Raw genomic sequence first — 15,786 nt, 5'->3', positions numbered from 1 at the left:
CGGCCTCCCTTCCCTTTGGCGTCCCGTTGCTTTCACACTATGGCTCAGAAAACAGATAGATAGCAGCTTAGCACTGGGCAATGGCGCTCTGCACCCGTTTATCCGAGATGGGGTATGGCGTCCCCAGTTGCTGGGCGAAGAAGGAGACTCTCAGCTCCTCGATCATCCAGCGAATATTGGCCACCTCGGTGGGAATAAGCTGGGATTTGGGGATCTTGGCGAGCAGTGCCTTGTACTCCGACTCCACGCTGTGCACCTTGAGCATGTAGACCCGATCCCGGTTGGGATCGATGGCGAGCTTCTCGAGGCGCCGCTCGATGGCCCGCAGGTAGCGCAGCAAGTCAGGCAGCCGTTGCCAGCCGGTCTCGGTGACAAAGCCCTTGTGAATGAGGTTGCCGAGCTGCTGCTGGATGTCCGACATGGCAAAGGCAGTGTCGAGCTGCATCTTGCCCTTGAGCCGTTTCTTGATCTCATGGGAGAGGGTCAGCACGGCTTCCACCTGCTTGGCAACCTCCACCACCGCATCGTTGAGCTCGGCGCGGACATACTCCTTGAGCGCCTCAAAGCCGGCTTCGTCCCACGCCATGCCGCCGTGCTGCTCAATCAGCTTGTCACAGCCACAGGCGATGCAGTCGTCAATCAGCTCGGCCACCTTGCCAAACGGGTTGAAATAGAGCCCGAGCTTGGCCTTGTTGGGCAGCTTTTCCTGCAGGTACTTGATGGGAGATGGCACGTTGAGCAGCACCAGCCGACGCTGGCCAGCCCACATCAGCTGCTGCTGCACCACCGGACTCTCCACCAGCTGGATGGCGACCGAATCCTTCTGATCCACCAGGGCCGGATAGGCTTTCACCTCGAACCCACCGCGCTTCTGACTGTACTCCTGGGGCAGCTCGCCAAAGCTCCACAGGGTGAGGCCAGACTGCTCGATATCGTCGTCCGCCACTTGCGACAGGGTCTCCTGCACCTTGCCGCGCAGCGACTCTTTCAATGCCTCCAGATCCTTGCCTTCCGCCACCTTCTTGTGCTTGTCGTCCACCACCCGGAAGGTGAGTTTCAGGTGATCGGGCACCGCAGCCCAATCCCAGGATTCACGGGGCACGGTCACGCCAGTCATGCGGCGCAGCTGGCGCTCCATCTCGTCCAAGAGCGGCCCCTGCTCGGGGTTGATGCTGGCGAGCAGCGCATCGGCATAGTTGGGGGCCGGCACGAAGTTCTTGCGCATGGGCTTTGGCATCGACTTGATGAGGGCAACCAGCAGTTCGTGACGCAGGCCCGGGATCAGCCACTCGAACCCCTTCACCTCCACCTGGTTCAGGAGCGGCAGCGGGATATGCAGGGTGACGCCGTCCGCCGCCTCCCCCGGCTCAAACTGGTAGGTCAATTTCAGCTTGAGGCGCCCCTGCTGCCAGAAGTTGGGGTAGTCGAGATCGCTGATGTGGGCCGCATCCCCCTTCATCAACATCTCTTTTTCGAAGTTGAGCAGCTCGGGATCCCGCTTTTGCGCCTCTTTCCACCACTTGTCGAAGTGACGGGCGGAAATCACATCTTCCGGCAAACGGGCATCGTAGAAGCGGAACAAGTCCTCATCATCCACCAGAATGTCGCGCCGGCGGGACTTGTGCTCCAGCGCCTCTACCTCGGCCAGGAGCTTGCGGTTATCGCTGAAGAAACGGTGGCGGGTCTCGAAATCCCCCTCCACCAGCGCGCGGCGGATGAAGAGCTCGCGGCACAGCGCCGGATCGATGCGGCTGAAGTTGATGGTGCGCTCGTTGACCAAAGTCAGACCATAGAGGGTCACCTTCTCCTTGGCCATCACGGCACCGTTTTTCTTCGACCAGTGAGGGTCGCTGTGGTGCAGCTTGATGAGGTGCCCCGCCAGCGGCTCCACCCACTCCGGTTCAATCTTGGCGTTGATGCGGGCGTAGAGGCGCGAGGTCTCCACCAGCTCGGCGGCCATCACCCACTTGGGCGGCTTCTTGAACAGACCCGAGGCCGGGAAGAGGTGGAAGCGGCCATTGCGGGCCCCGAGGAATTCGGGCTTTTCCAGATCCTTGTTGCCGATATGGCTCAAAAGACCGGTCAAGAGCGCACAGTGCACCGTCTTGAAGTCTGCCGGTTCCTGGTTGGCCTTGAAGCCCAGCTCTTTGACCGTCTGGCGCAGTTGGAAGTGAATGTCCTGCCACTCGCGCACCCGCAGGTAGGAGAGAAACTCCTTCTGGCAAATGCGGCGAAACGGGTTGCTGCCAAGGAGATCCTGCTGCTCTTTCAGATAGTTCCAGAGGTTAACAAAAGCGAGGAAGTCGGAATCCTTGTCTTCAAAGCGTCTGTGCTGCTCGTCGGCGGCCTGCTTCTTCTCCATGGGCCGCTCGCGGGGATCCTGAATGCTGAGGGCGGCGGTGATCACCATCACCTCACTCAGGCAGCCGGTCTGCGCTGCGCTGATCACCATCTTGGCCAGACGCGGATCAAGGGGGATGCGCGAGAGCTGGCGACCGGTCTCGGTCAGCTGCAGCTTGGCTTCGCGATCGCCGGTGGCGGGCAGCTCGCGCACCGCCTCCAGCTCTTTCAAGAGGGTCAGACCGTCCTTGATATGGCGTGACTCAGGTGGCTCGACGAAGGGGAACGCCTCCATATTGCCAAGGCCGAGCGCCAGCATCTGCAGGATGACCGATGCCAGGTTGGTGCGCAGGATCTCGGGGTCGGTAAAGGCGGGACGGCTATTGAAATCCTCCTCCGAGTAGAGGCGGATACAGATACCATCCGCCACCCGACCGCAGCGCCCTTTACGCTGGTTGGCGCTGGCCTGGGAGACCGGCTCGATGGGCAGGCGCTGTACCTTGGTGCGCCAGGAGTAGCGGCTGATGCGGGCGGTGCCCGGATCGATGACGTAGCGAATGCCCGGCACCGTCAGCGAGGTCTCCGCCACGTTGGTGGCCAGCACGATGCGCCGCCCGGCATGTTGCTGGAACACCTTGTTCTGCTCGGCATTGGAGAGGCGGGCGTAGAGCGGCAGCACCTCGGTATCGCGCAGGTTGAGCTTGCGCAGAGCATCGGCGGTATCGCGGATCTCCCGCTCGCCGTTCATGAAGATGAGGATGTCACCCAGCCCTTCGCGTGCCAGCTCTTCCACCGCATCGAAGATCCCCTGCAGTTCGTCGCGCTCCTCCAGCCCTTCGCTTTTATCACTGACGAGCGGGCGGTAGCGCACCTCCACCGGGTAGGTGCGGCCAGAGACCTCGATCACCGGCGCCTTGTTGAAATGGCGGGAGAAACGTTGCGGGTCGATAGTGGCCGAGGTGATGATCACCTTGAGATCGGGGCGTTTGGGCAGCAGTTGCTTGAGATAGCCCAGGATGAAGTCGATGTTGAGGCTGCGCTCGTGGGCCTCATCGATGATGATGGTGTCGTACTGGGTGAGCATCCGGTCGTTCTGGATCTCCGCCAGCAGGATACCGTCGGTCATCAGCTTGATGTGGGTCTGCTCGCTCACCTGATCGGTAAAGCGCACCTTGTAACCCACGTAGTGGCCAAGCTCGGACTCCATCTCCTCGGCGATGCGGGCTGCGACGGTACGGGCCGCCAGACGGCGCGGCTGGGTGTGGCCGATGAAGCCCTTGACCCCACGCCCGAGCGCCAGACAGATCTTGGGGATCTGGGTGGTTTTGCCCGAACCGGTTTCGCCGGCGATGATCACCACTTGATGCTCTTCAATGGCTTTGGCGATCTCCCCCTGCTTCTGGCTGACTGGCAGATTGTCCGGATAGGTGACCTTGGGCACGCCCGCCAGACGGGACTGATAGCGCGCCTGTGCCACATCCAGGTCAGCGGCGATGGTCTCGAGCACGGCAGCCTGCTTGGCTTCCGGCAGCTTCTTGACCCCGTGCAGTCGACTGGAGAGACGGCGGGCGTCGAGATTCATGCAGGCGGTAAGACGGCGGCGCAGCGCCTCGATAGAGAGAGACAAGGTACGAATTCCTTAAAAGAGTGCCCATCAAGGGCCATATCGATAGCTGGGGGAGATCCTAAAGAGCGAGGCTGGGCGGTGCAAGCCTTAAAGCGCCGCGCCAGCACATCAAGCCGGAGGCGTCATGACCGTCACGGATGAAAAGAGCAGGCCGGAGCCTGCTCTTTGAAAACAACCAGACAACACCGTTTAGACTCTGGCCTGATGCACGAAACAGGTGCCAAGCTGGGCGTGGATGGCCTGCATCACATTGTGGCGGTTGATGACCCCGAGCAGGCGCCCCTCCTCCACCACAGGATAGATCTTGGGCTTTTGACCCATCATCATCTCCGCCAGATCCAGGATGCTGGTGTCGGGGCCGACTGCCAGCACCTCCTTGCGCATCACATCCCTGACCTGGGCCACCTGTTCACAGTGGTAGGCCTCCTTGAGCATGACGGCAATGCAATCCTGCTCGGAGACCCAGCCAATCAGATGTCCCTGGCTGTCCACTACGGGGCCGCCCAACTGATGACTGTTGAGAAATTTTTCCACCGCCGCCTGTACCATCATCTCTGCGCTGAAGGTGATGGGCTTGGTCTGCATGTAGTCCTTTGCTTTGAGTGATTCCATGACGCTTTCCCCCAACGAGCCTCCCGAGGGGAGGCAAGAGCCGGGCACTATGTCCGGCTCACTCCAAGCATAGTCCGCATGGATCAGGAGATGGATTGCAGCAAGAGCAAGAGCTCGTTCTGGCTGTGGCAGTCGGTCTTCTTGAACACCCCTTTCAGGGTGGAGCGCACAGTTTCCACCTTGACACCGCGCAGCTCCGCGATGTCGTTGCTGCTGTAACCCTTGCTCATCAGCACCAGCAGCTCCTTCTCGCCAATGGTGAGGGGATAGAGGCTGGCCAGCGCTTCGATGTCGGGGTTGAAGGCGTGCTCGGGGTCACGCAGCACCACTTCCACATAGCGTTCAAAGCGGCTGAGTCCGCTCATCAGGGTGCATTGGACCAGCAGCGGACGCAGGTTAGGCTGACGGGGAATGGACATATAGGCGCTGGCGCCGGGCAGCAAATAGGCAAAGCCATTGAGGATCTCCTTGAGCTGGCGTTGCTGCTCCTTATTCTGCAAAGAGAAAATGCCATTGATGGCCCGCAATTCCACATTTTCATCGGCGATACGGTTGAAGGCCACATTGGAATAATGAATATGCCCCTTGTCGTCTATGATGGCGCTGGGCTTATTATGGTTTTTCACCAGCTGTTGCAACTGATAGTTCTGGGTTTCCAGGGCCAGCAAGTTCCAATAATGCTGGCTCCAGGCCGCCAGTCCGGAATAGATTTCCGAGAGCGAGGTGAGGTCGCGACTGCTGAAATCATCTTGCGCTGCACCACGGTAACTGCACAGGCTGCTCAGCCCACGCCCTTTCACCAGGCAGACGCCGCCGGCGGCGAATTGGGCGCCGAAACTTGCCAGCAGGCCCACCGAGCTTGAAATGCTGTTGGCGCTGACGATCCCCTTGCACCCTTTATCCTGGTAATGGTTGAACCACACATCCTGGCGATGATGTTGCAGGTAAAACTGCTGCTGGGCCTCGGTCAGACCGCTGGAAAAAAGCTTTATTCCGTCGCTCTTGTCATCATCCCGCAATAAAAACAGGGATGAACTGCAGGAAACGTCGGCGCGAAATTGGTCCACGACGAGCTTAATGTCAGAATCATTAATACCGCACTCGTATAACTGGCTGATATAGGGCGATATCCTTTCTTTCTCTAATGCCTTCACACCCGAACTCCTAATTCTTATTTTTATTGAAGAGGCATCTTACTCTGCAATGGGATAGCCGAAAAGTAGTCAAATGAACAAAGGGTTTATGATTTATTCATAAATAGTCATGAATATAGGCCCATGAATGAATATGACCAGAAAGGGTAAATAGCCGCTCATGTTTTTCCTGGCGCTGGTCGCTTTCCTCCCTGTTTTGCCTCTTGATGCCTCACCACCCCGGCCCCTCTTCCCCCCAAGATCACGCTTTTCAACCTTGGGGTCATCTGCATCCACACCGACTCACATGTTGCATTTTGGTGACTTTGGTGTTTCCATTTTGAGCGCCGGACGATATTGTATATACAAATCATCCCCCTCAACGGAATTGAACCATGCGGATCACAAGGAGAGAAAATGGAACCTGAATACTCGCTCACTGCACCGGCAGGATCAGGGGCCGGCATCAAGCTGCTGCTGGCCAGCCTGCTTGGCATCGCCATCTTTTTTGTTCCCTTCGAGCTTGGCGGGCGCAGCACCATAGTGGTGGATCACCTGGCCGGCTTTCTGATTGCCCAGCGCCCCCTTGCCCTGACCATCATTCTCTTGCTCATCGCCTATGGCGCCATCACCCCCTTGCTGGATGGCCGCTGGCGCGCCCGTCCCATCGACAGGGTATTGAGCCTGTTCAAGCTGCTCGGACTGGCCCTGGCCATTTTGTATGTCACAGACTGGGGCCCTGCCTGGTTGATGACCCCGGATCGCCTCCCCTTCCTGTTCGATAAACTGGCCATGTCTGTGGGTCTCATCGTGCCTATCGGCGCCATGGCCCTGACCTTCCTGCTCGGTTTCGGCCTGCTGGAATTCATCGGGGTGCTGATGCAACCTGTGATGCGCCCCCTGTGGCGCACGCCGGGTCACTCCGCCATCGATGCCGTCGCCTCTTTCGTCGGCAGCTACTCGGTGGGCCTGCTCATCACCAACCGGGTCTTCCTCGCGGGCAAGTACACGGTGCGAGAAGCCGTCATCATCGCCACCGGCTTCTCCACCGTCTCGGCCGCCTTCATGATCATCGTGGCCAAGACCCTCAACCTGATGGGACACTGGAACTTCTACTTCTGGTCCACCCTGGTGATCACTTTCGTCATCACCGCCATCCTGGCGCGTGTTCCTCCCATCAGTCGCCTGGCTCACCATGGGGAGACCGACGAGCCGCTACCGGCTGGCATGAGCCGCTGGCAGGCGGCCCTCACCTGCGGCCTGACCCAGTCCCACCAGGCAGATCCCCTGCTGCGGCAATTGAAGGACAACCTCAGGGACGGTCTTCACATGGCCGCTGCCGTGGTGCCCACCATACTGTCCGTCGGTCTGCTGGGCCTGCTGCTGGCAAAGCACACTCCCCTGTTCGATCTGCTGGGCTGGCTGCTCTGGCCACTGACCTGGCTGCTGGATCTCGGCGAGCCGCTCGCCACCGCCAAGGCCCTCTCGGCCGGTCTGGCCGAGATGTTCCTGCCCGCCATCCTGCTCAAGGATGCCGACCTGCTGGTGCGCTATGTCGCGGCCGTGGTTTCGGTCAGCTCGGTGCTCTTCTTCTCTGCCTCCATCCCCTGCATTCTGGCCACCCGGATCCCGGTGAGCGTGGGACAGCTGGTGGTGATCTGGCTGCTGCGCACCCTGCTTGGCATCCTGCTGGCTGCCTTGTGCGGCAGGCTGGCGCTGGCCCTCGGCTGGCTCGGTTGACCAGGGCTCATAAAAAAGCAAAGCGCCATCAGGCGCTTTGTTTTTATCGGGATTGTCTCAGGGGGCGATGACGGCGAACCGGCCGCTGCTGAAATCATCTATCGCCTGATGGATCTCTGCCTCGCTGTTCATGACAAAGGGGCCATAACCCACGATGGGTTCATCGATGGGCTCGCCACTCAGCAGCAACAAGCTGGCCTCGCCCTCCGCCTCCAACATGAACTCCTCACCGTTGGGATCGAGCAGCACCAGTTGTGCTTCGCCCGCGCGCTCCTGACCGTTGATAATAAGAGAGCCCTTGAGCACCACCAAGGCGCTGTTCCATCCCGCTACCGCCGGCAGCACCACGCTGGCCCCGCCCTTGAGCCGCAGATCCCAGATGTTCATGGGCGAGAAGGTTCGGGCTGGCCCCTCTACCTCGCCTTGTTGCAACCCGGCATCGTTCCCGGCGATGATGCGCACCCGCACATCGCCCTCCTTGAGGCTCAGTTGTGGGATGGTGTCGTTGGTGATGCCCTGATAACCGGGCGTCGACATCTTGTGTTTGGCGGGCAGGTTGACCCACAGCTGCACCATGTCGAGGGTGCCACCACGACGGGTGAACCCCTGGGAGTGGAACTCGTCGTGCATGATGCCGGCGGCGGCCGTCATCCACTGCACGTCTCCCGGACCGATGATCCCCCCCTGGCCGGTCGAGTCGCGATGGGCGACCTCCCCTTCATAGACGATGGTGACCGTCTCGAAGCCACGGTGCGGGTGCTCCCCCACTCCCCTGGCATGATCGGCGGGCTCGAAATGTGCCGGGCCAGCCCTGTCCAGTAGCAGGAAGGGGCTCAAGGCGCGGCCATGGGTCTGATACGAGAACAGCGAGCGAACCGGGAATCCGTCGCCGACCCAGTGTTGTCGAGGGGCGCTGTAAATACCGATGACTCTTTTCATGATGCTCTCCTGGGTGATCGTCACGGGATGTGTCGTAGCTCGCATTGTGAGTCTGGAACGCTGCGTCCGGTAGACGTAAAATTGGCTATCAGCGTCCTATTTTGTGAACGATAACCCCATGCAACAGGATCTCAACGACCTCTATTTCTATGTCCAGGTGGTGGATCACGGGGGCTTTGCCCAGGCCGGCAGGGCCCTCGGCATGCCCAAATCCAGGCTCAGCCGCCGCATCGCCATGCTGGAGGAGCGACTCGGGGTGCGTCTTATCCAGCGTTCCACCCGCAGCTTCACCGTCACCGAACTCGGTCAGGCTTATTACACCCGTTGCCGGGCCATGCTGGTGGAAGCCGATGCGGCGCAGGATCTCATCGCCGCGACCCAGAGCGAGCCTTGCGGTCTGGTGCGCATCGCCTGCCCCATCGATCTGCTGCACGCCCACGTAGGGAGGATGCTGGTCTCGTTCGCCCTGGCCCATCCCAGCGTCAAGGTGCAGCTCGTCGGGGTCAACCGGGCGGTGGATCTGGTCGCGGAGGGGTTGGACATGGCGCTCAGGGTGCGACCACTGCCCCTGGAGGACAGCGATCTCGCCATGCGGGTGCTGGGTTATGCGACCCAGTGTCTGGTGGCAAGCCCGGCCCTTGTCACGTCACTCGGCATACCCCGGGCCCCCGCAGATCTGCTGTCATGGCCGAGCCTCGGTCACGGCGCCAGCCTGGAAGGCCATCACTGGACCCTGCTGGGCCCCAATGAGTCCAGGGTCAAACAGCACCACAGCCCCCGCTTTGCCACCACCGACATGCAGACATTGCGTCAGGGGGCGATCGACGGGCTCGGGGTCGTGCAACTGCCCACCATGATGATGGATGAGCCCCTGGCCGATGGCCGGCTGGTGCGTCTGCTCCCCGACTGGGCACCGCGCCAGGAGGTGATCCACGCGGTCTTCCCCTCACGCCGCGGTCTGCTGCCTGCCATCCGCGCCCTCATCGATCATCTGGTCGAGGGCTTCTCCCACCTGGGGCAGGCAAGTGCGCCGCACCCGCCATGATCTGTGCATGGCCGTTCCCGGGGGTGCCGACATGCAAAAGGCCAGAGCTTGGCTCTGGCCTTTTCATTTTTCCCCTTCCCAGAGGAGGGGAAACGGATACGGGCAGGATCCTCAGAAGGGCATTTTGAAGCCCGGGGGCAGTTGCATACCGCCGGTCAGCTCGCCCATCTTGGCCTTGTTCTGCTCTTCCACGCGGCGCACGGCGTCATTGACGGCGGCGGCGACCAGATCTTCCAGCATCTCCTTGTCATCTTCCATCAGGCTGGGATCGATCTCGATACGACGCACGCTGTGGCTGCCGGCCATGGTCACCTTGACCATGCCTGCGCCCGCCTCGCCGACCACTTCCATCTGGGCCAGCTGCTCTTGCATCTTCTGCATGCGCTCTTGCATCTGTTGGGCCTGTTTCATCAGGTTACCCATTCCACCTTTACCAAACATAGATCGTCTCTCGTCTTGAAATCCGGCATCCAGCGCCGGGCTGTGGGTTCATCTGCCCTAAGTGGGGGCAGCCAAAGGTCTTTTCAACCGGGGACAAACCCCGGCACGGTTTTTTCACCGCAATTCAGCGACTCAGGGGTTCGATGCTCTCGGGATGGAGCACGGCGCCGAAACGCTGCTGCAAGAATTGTACGTTGGGATCCGCCGCCAGATCCCGGCTCACCTGTTCACGCACCCCGAGATAGAGACGATGCTCTATCTCGAGCGGCGTCTCCCGCGCGGGATCCGAGCCCAGGGTCACATCGATGTGAACCGGGCCGCCCAGCTCGGGACCGATGATCTCGGCCAGATCGGCGCGGGCCTTGTCGCTCACCAGATGGCGCTGCTCGGGTTTGAGCAGCAGGGAGACCCGATTGCCTTCCCGGGTCATCACCGCGTTGATGGCCAGTTGACGCAGCCGACCACCCACCCCGGTGCGGGCGATAAGCTCGGCCCAGGCGTCCCCGCAATTGACCAGCAAGGACGAGGGGATCAGACGGGCGACCTCCCCCTCCTCCTCGGGCTGGGCGTCGCTCTCCAGGGCATCCCAGTCGATGGTCTCCATCAACGCAATGGCGGGCTGAGGCTCGCTGGCAGCCACTGGAGGTGCGGCAGGCACCATAGCGGCAACCACAGGTGCCGCCGCATCCGCGCTGCCGGCGTCAGCGCCCAGATCCCAGGGCGGCAGATCCTCCTGCGAAGGAGGTGCCATGGTGGCGGGAGCTGGCTGGGCGGAAGTCACTGCCCGCGTGGGCAACGGGGCACTGGCAAACCCCTCGTCAAACCCCTGATTCAGATACTCTTCGTAGTCACTGGCCCCCTCTTCATAGGCATCGAGAGGGGGCAGGTCGTCATACCCTGTTTGCAAGGCAGGTCCCTGCCCCGGCATCTCGGGCCGCGCCGCTGGTTGCACCTCGGTCTGGGGTGAAGTTGCGAAGGCAGGCATCGCAGGGGCCGGTTTGGTCGCGGCCACCGGTTTGACGGGAGTGACCCGGGCGGGCGCGGCGTTTGTACTCTGCTCGCCACGCAGGCGGCTTCGCAGCAGATTGCGCTTGCCAAGCAGGCTCTGCATGCTGGAGGTCGAAGAGATGGTGACGTCTTCCCCTTGGACCTCAACCTGCTGCATCTGCCCGGCGTCATCCGCCGCCAACGGCGCAGAGGCAGGCTCTGCAGGCGGACTGGTGGGCACCGCGGCCTCGTAACCCATCCGTTCGGCCTCGCGCAGCAGCTCATCCTGCTCGGCAAAGAGCGGATCCAGCACTGCGCCCTCTTCCGCCTTGGGTGCGGGGGCGACGTGCTCGGCCTCAAGGACCGATGCTGGCGCGGCGGGAGCCTGTGGTGCTGCACTGGCAGCCGGGGCCGGCTCAGCCCCCTGGGGCTTTCCCGGCAGGAGCGGCGCGCTTTCCCTCGCTGCCACCATCACGCCGGAGAGCCCTGTCATGAGAGGTTGGGCCGCCAGGTTGGCGGGATGGACCACCTCGCGCCGGGGCGAGAAGGCCAGCATCCGCAGACAGGTCATCTCCAGTGCGGTGCGCCCGTCAGGGGCCCAGGGCAGATCCTTGCGCCCCCCCAGCACGATTTGATAGCAGAGCTGTACCTCTTCCGGGCTCATGGCTCCGGCGAGCTGCAGCAAGGCATCGGCATCCGCCCCCTGCTCCTGCACGCTCGCAGGCAGCAGTTGCGCCATGGCCACCCGGTGGAGCAAGGCTTCCAGCTCGGCGTGAAGCTGATCGAAATCCGGCCCCAGGGTAGCAATCTCGGTGATCTTGGCCATGGTGGCCGGGGCATCCTGGCGCAGCACCGCCTCCAGCAACTGGTGCAGGTGGTGATGATCGAGGGTCCCCAGCATGGTGAGCACGCTCTCCAGGCGCACGCTGCCGTTGCCGTGGGCCAACGCCTGATCGGTGAGGCTCAGGGCATCGCGCATGCTGCCATCGGCCGCCTTGGCCAGGGCCAGCAGGGCGCGAGGCTCGAAGGGTTGTCCCTCCTGATCCAGCACCCATTCGAGCTGCCTGGCGATCTGGGTCTGCTCCAGGCTCTTGAGATGAAACTGCAGGCAGCGCGAGAGGATGGTGATAGGGAGCTTCTGCGGATCCGTGGTGGCCAGCAGGAATTTCACATAGGGGGGCGGCTCTTCCAGGGTTTTGAGCAGCGCATTGAAGCTGTGGCGCGACAGCATGTGCACTTCATCGATGAGGTACACCTTGAAACGACCACGGGCCGGACGGTACTGCACGTTGTCGAGCAGCTCTCGGGTGTCTTCCACCTTGGTGCGGGACGCGGCATCGATTTCCAGCAGATCGACGAAATTGCCCTGATCGATCTCGCGGCAGGTATCGCACACACCGCACGGATGGCTGCTGATCCCCTGTTCGCAGTTGAGGCTCTTGGCCAGAATGCGGGCGATGGTGGTCTTGCCCACCCCGCGGGTCCCGCTCAGCAGGTAGGCATGGTGAAGCCGTCCCTGATCCAGGGCATTGGTCAGGGCAGTCAGCACATGTTGCTGGCCGACCACTTGTTCAAACGTATGGGGGCGCCATTTGCGCGCCAAAACCTGATAGCTCATAGATCTCGATGCTGGGAAACGAGGCATTGAGGCTGGATGCTAACACAAATGGAGGGCTGGCTGTATGGGGGATGCGCCGCCTTGGGAGGGATCGCTTGAATTTCAAACCGGTGCCCGTTCAGGCACCGGTTTGCGGCAGAAAGCAGGGTGACGAGGCCTGCCGCGCGAAGGGGCGATTTACGCCCCCGCGAGTTCCACCAGAGAGACCACCTTGACGCCGGCGGCGGTCAGACGGGCATCACCGCCCAGGGACGGCAGGGAGATGATGAAGGCGGCATCCGCTACCTCACCGCCGGCGCGGCGGATGAGCTTGACGGTGGCATCGACGGTGCCGCCGGTGGCCAGCAGATCGTCCACCACCAGCACCTTGTCACCGGGCACGATGGCATCGGTGTGCAGTTGCAGAGTGTCGGTGCCGTACTCCAGGGCGTAGGACTCCTCGATGACGGCGCGGGGCAGCTTGCCCGGCTTGCGCACCGGCACGAACCCCAGCCCCATGGCGTAGGCAACCGGGGCGCCGAAGATGAAGCCACGGGCCTCGGTGCCGACAATCTTGGTGATGCCTTGATCACGGTAATGATCGGCCAGCAGATCGATGGTGGCCTTGAAGGCCTCGGCATTCTCGATCAGGCTGGTGATGTCGCGAAACAGAATGCCCGGCTTCGGATAGTCGGGAATGGTCTTGATGCTCGCTTCGATAAACTTCAGGGTTTCCGGATTCATTATTTGACCGCTTATTTTTTGAGCCCTGCCATGGCGGCGCACGGGGTCTCCGCCTGGGGGCAATAAAAAGGCCCGTCACGCAAAAATGACGAGCCGACTCCATAGCATTATTGCCGCGATAGCTTAGGGATTTCACTTCTTCATTGCAACCGGCTCCAGCACCGGCAGACGCATCAACCAGGTGAGCAGGATCACCATTATGACAACCAGCAGCCACCTCACCCAGGGCAACGGCACCACCAGCAGCGATACCGAGAACGAGATCAGGATGAAGATGATGGCGCGGCGTCTGGCATGACGGCGAATGCCGCGATACTGCTGCCAGTCGAGGATGGGGGGGCCAAACCAGGGATGCGCCAGCAACCAGCCATGAAAGCGGGGAGAGGAGCGCGCAAACAGCGCCGCCGCCAGCAACATGAAGGGGGTGGTCGGCAGCAGGGGCAGGACTATCCCGACTATCCCGGTGGCGAAGGCAAGCCAGCCCAGGGCCATCAGACACCAGCGTTTCATGGGTACTCCTCTGCATGTATCTCTGCCTTTAGCCTAACAGAGTTGGCCCGGAAGCTGACAGCCTGGCCCAGTCGGCGGCCGTCGATTGGGGCCATCGAGTGGGCAGACGGCTGACAATCCCGGCCATTGCCACTACAATCTGCGCTCTTTTTTCTCCCCTTGTCTTCGGAAGCAGCTATGCGCGTTATTTTGGCCCCCATGCAGGGGGTGCTGGATCACCTGATGCGGGAGGTCCTCACCTCCGTCAATGATTACGACCTCTGCGTCAGTGAATTCATCCGGGTGGTCGATCAACTGCTGCCCGCCAAGGTCTTCCATCGCCTTTGCCCCGAGCTGAAACAGGATGGCAAGACCCGTGCAGGGACCCCGGTACGGGTGCAACTGCTGGGACAGCATCCGGAGTGGCTGGCAGAAAATGCCATCCGGGCCATCGAGCTCGGCTCTCCCGGGGTCGATCTCAACTTCGGCTGCCCTGCCCCCACGGTCAACAAGAGCAAGGGGGGCGCCGTGCTGCTCAAGGAGCCCGAGACCGTCTATCGCATCGTCAAGGCGGTGCGGGAGGCCGTGCCTGCCCACCTGCCGGTGAGCGCCAAGATCCGCCTGGGATACGATGACAAGGATCTCTATCTGGACAACGCCCAGGCCGTCTATCAGGGGGGCGCCAACGAGCTGGCGGTGCATGCCCGCACCAAGCGCGAAGGCTACAAGGCGCCGGCCCACTGGGAGTACGTGGACGCCATCCGCCGCGCCCTGCCCATCCCCGTCACCGCCAACGGCGAGATCTGGAACCATGCCGATGCCCTGACCTGTGCCCGGGTGTCCGGTTGCGATGCCCTCATGGTGGGCCGGGGCGCCATCTCCCTGCCCAACCTGGCCAACGTGATGAAGATGGGGTGTGCCCACATGAGCTGGGCCGAGGTACTGCAATTGATGGTGACCTACACCGAGCAGGATCTGGCGAGCGACAAGGCCGACTACTACCCGAGCCGCATCAAGCAGTGGTTCTCCTACATAGTGCGGGAATACCCCCAGGCCGACGAGCTGTTTCGTCGCATCCGCACCATCAAGACCGCAGAGGAGATCCGCACCGCCCTCGAGCGCGAGTGCGCCTCACAGGCCTAGACTTGGCCGCCGCCCCGCGGCGCCCTATGATGAAGGCTCATTGACAGGAGGTCAGGATGCAGGGAGTGCCGGTCAACTTTACCCATCAGCACGACAGGGCCGATTTTCGCGCCCTGCCGGGGCAGCCTGCGACCGAGCTCTATCGCGCCCACATCCAGCACCACATCTTCGATCCCCATAGTCACGAGGGGTTTGGCCTCGGTGTCATCGAGTGCGGTGCCGAGCGCTTTCGCTATCGCGGCAGCCAGCTCCTGGCCGGTCCCGGCAGCCTGGTGCTGATGAACCCCGATGAGCTGCACACGGGCGAGTCAGCCTGCGAGCAGGGGTGGCGCTATCGCATGCTCTACCTGCCCGCCGATCGGCTCGAGGCCATCAGCGGCGAGCGCGACTGGTATTTCACCGATGCCGTGCGAAGCGATCCGCGCACTGCCCCCGTCCTGCAGGCGACCCTGGATGCCCTCTGGCACTGTGACAGCGAGCTCGCCGCCGACGGCCTGCTGCTAAGGGTGTGCGAGACCCTGCGCCCCCATGCCCGGGCCCTGGCGGCCCCGCGCGAAGCGGCCCACCCTCTGGGCCGCGCTATCGACTATATGCAGGCCTATTTCGCCCGCCCCATGACCCTGGCCGAGCTGGCCGGTGCAGTGAACCTCAGCCCCTACCACTTCCAGCGCAGCTTCAAGGCCCGCTTTCACGTCACCCCCCAGCAGATGTTGATGGCCATCCGCCTGCAGCGCGCCAAGGGGTGGCTGGCTGCCGGCCTGCCCGCAGCCGAGGTGGCCGCCGCCTGTGGTCTGGCCGATCAGTCCCACCTCAACCGTGCCTTCCTGCGCCGCTATGGCACCACCCCGGTCCGCTACCAGAAACAGGTGCAGGCTGGCCGCTAAAGCGCAATCTGGTTCAATACGCCCCCCTTCCCCCCTGCTAGGCTGGCCTCCTTCTTCTTTACCGG

General features: G+C 62.0%; 12 protein-coding genes. 4 read left to right on the top strand and 8 right to left on the bottom strand.

Annotation, left to right across the window (positions count from 1 at the left end):
- Positions 1-67: 67 nt before the first annotated feature.
- The 3 genes from hrpA to BN1120_RS19395 form a co-directional block, all read right to left on the bottom strand.
- Positions 68-3,967 (bottom strand): ATP-dependent RNA helicase HrpA, encoded by a 3,900-nt coding sequence (gene hrpA, locus BN1120_RS19405; RefSeq protein WP_042017619.1) that lies wholly within the window; start codon positions 3,965-3,967, stop codon positions 68-70.
- Positions 3,968-4,156: 189 nt separating this feature from the next.
- Positions 4,157-4,579, bottom strand: a complete 423-nt coding sequence (locus BN1120_RS19400; protein WP_010674714.1) for a CBS domain-containing protein — start codon at positions 4,577-4,579, stop codon at positions 4,157-4,159.
- An 83-nt stretch (positions 4,580-4,662) separates the two neighbouring features.
- A complete protein-coding gene (locus BN1120_RS19395; RefSeq protein ID WP_042017618.1) occupies positions 4,663-5,733 on the bottom strand; it encodes a helix-turn-helix transcriptional regulator in 1,071 nt (356 codons plus the stop codon).
- A gap of 396 nt (positions 5,734-6,129) precedes the next feature.
- Between BN1120_RS19395 and BN1120_RS19390 the strand changes: the two genes are divergently transcribed.
- Entirely contained in the window at positions 6,130-7,452 is a 1,323-nt protein-coding gene (locus tag BN1120_RS19390) for a YjiH family protein (protein WP_042017617.1), read from the top strand.
- A 57-nt stretch (positions 7,453-7,509) separates the two neighbouring features.
- On the opposite strand, the gene BN1120_RS19385 is transcribed toward BN1120_RS19390, so the two are convergent.
- The gene (locus BN1120_RS19385; RefSeq protein ID WP_042017615.1) at positions 7,510-8,391 is read right to left on the bottom strand and encodes a pirin family protein; all 882 of its coding nucleotides are present in this window, start codon (positions 8,389-8,391) and stop codon (positions 7,510-7,512) included.
- A 118-nt stretch (positions 8,392-8,509) separates the two neighbouring features.
- Between BN1120_RS19385 and BN1120_RS19380 the strand changes: the two genes are divergently transcribed.
- Positions 8,510-9,436 carry a LysR family transcriptional regulator gene (locus tag BN1120_RS19380; RefSeq protein WP_042017614.1) on the top strand — a complete coding sequence of 309 codons (927 nt, stop codon included), beginning with the start codon at positions 8,510-8,512 and terminating at the stop codon, positions 9,434-9,436.
- Between the two features lie 111 nt (positions 9,437-9,547).
- Here the strand turns inward: BN1120_RS19380 and BN1120_RS19375 are convergent, their stop codons facing one another.
- The 4 genes from BN1120_RS19375 to BN1120_RS19360 form a co-directional block, all read right to left on the bottom strand.
- Entirely contained in the window at positions 9,548-9,877 is a 330-nt protein-coding gene (locus BN1120_RS19375; protein WP_005301028.1) for a YbaB/EbfC family nucleoid-associated protein, read from the bottom strand.
- A gap of 124 nt (positions 9,878-10,001) precedes the next feature.
- Positions 10,002-12,482 carry a DNA polymerase III subunit gamma/tau gene (dnaX, locus tag BN1120_RS19370; RefSeq protein ID WP_042017613.1) on the bottom strand — a complete coding sequence of 827 codons (2,481 nt, stop codon included), beginning with the start codon at positions 12,480-12,482 and terminating at the stop codon, positions 10,002-10,004.
- Positions 12,483-12,659: 177 nt separating this feature from the next.
- A complete protein-coding gene (apt, locus tag BN1120_RS19365) occupies positions 12,660-13,205 on the bottom strand; it encodes an adenine phosphoribosyltransferase (protein WP_010674707.1) in 546 nt (181 codons plus the stop codon).
- Positions 13,206-13,337: 132 nt separating this feature from the next.
- A complete protein-coding gene (locus BN1120_RS19360; RefSeq protein ID WP_039039141.1) occupies positions 13,338-13,715 on the bottom strand; it encodes a YbaN family protein in 378 nt (125 codons plus the stop codon).
- A gap of 177 nt (positions 13,716-13,892) precedes the next feature.
- Between BN1120_RS19360 and dusC the strand changes: the two genes are divergently transcribed.
- Positions 13,893-14,837, top strand: coding sequence for a tRNA dihydrouridine(16) synthase DusC (gene dusC, locus BN1120_RS19355; protein WP_042017612.1), 945 nt, complete (start codon positions 13,893-13,895; stop codon positions 14,835-14,837).
- Between the two features lie 56 nt (positions 14,838-14,893).
- Positions 14,894-15,721 carry an AraC family transcriptional regulator gene (locus tag BN1120_RS19350; protein ID WP_042017611.1) on the top strand — a complete coding sequence of 276 codons (828 nt, stop codon included), beginning with the start codon at positions 14,894-14,896 and terminating at the stop codon, positions 15,719-15,721.
- The last annotated feature ends 65 nt before the right edge of the window (positions 15,722-15,786 follow it).

Source organism: Aeromonas caviae, assembly GCF_000819785.1.
GTDB lineage: Bacteria > Pseudomonadota > Gammaproteobacteria > Enterobacterales > Aeromonadaceae > Aeromonas > Aeromonas caviae.
This window is presented reverse-complemented; position numbering and strand designations above follow the sequence as displayed.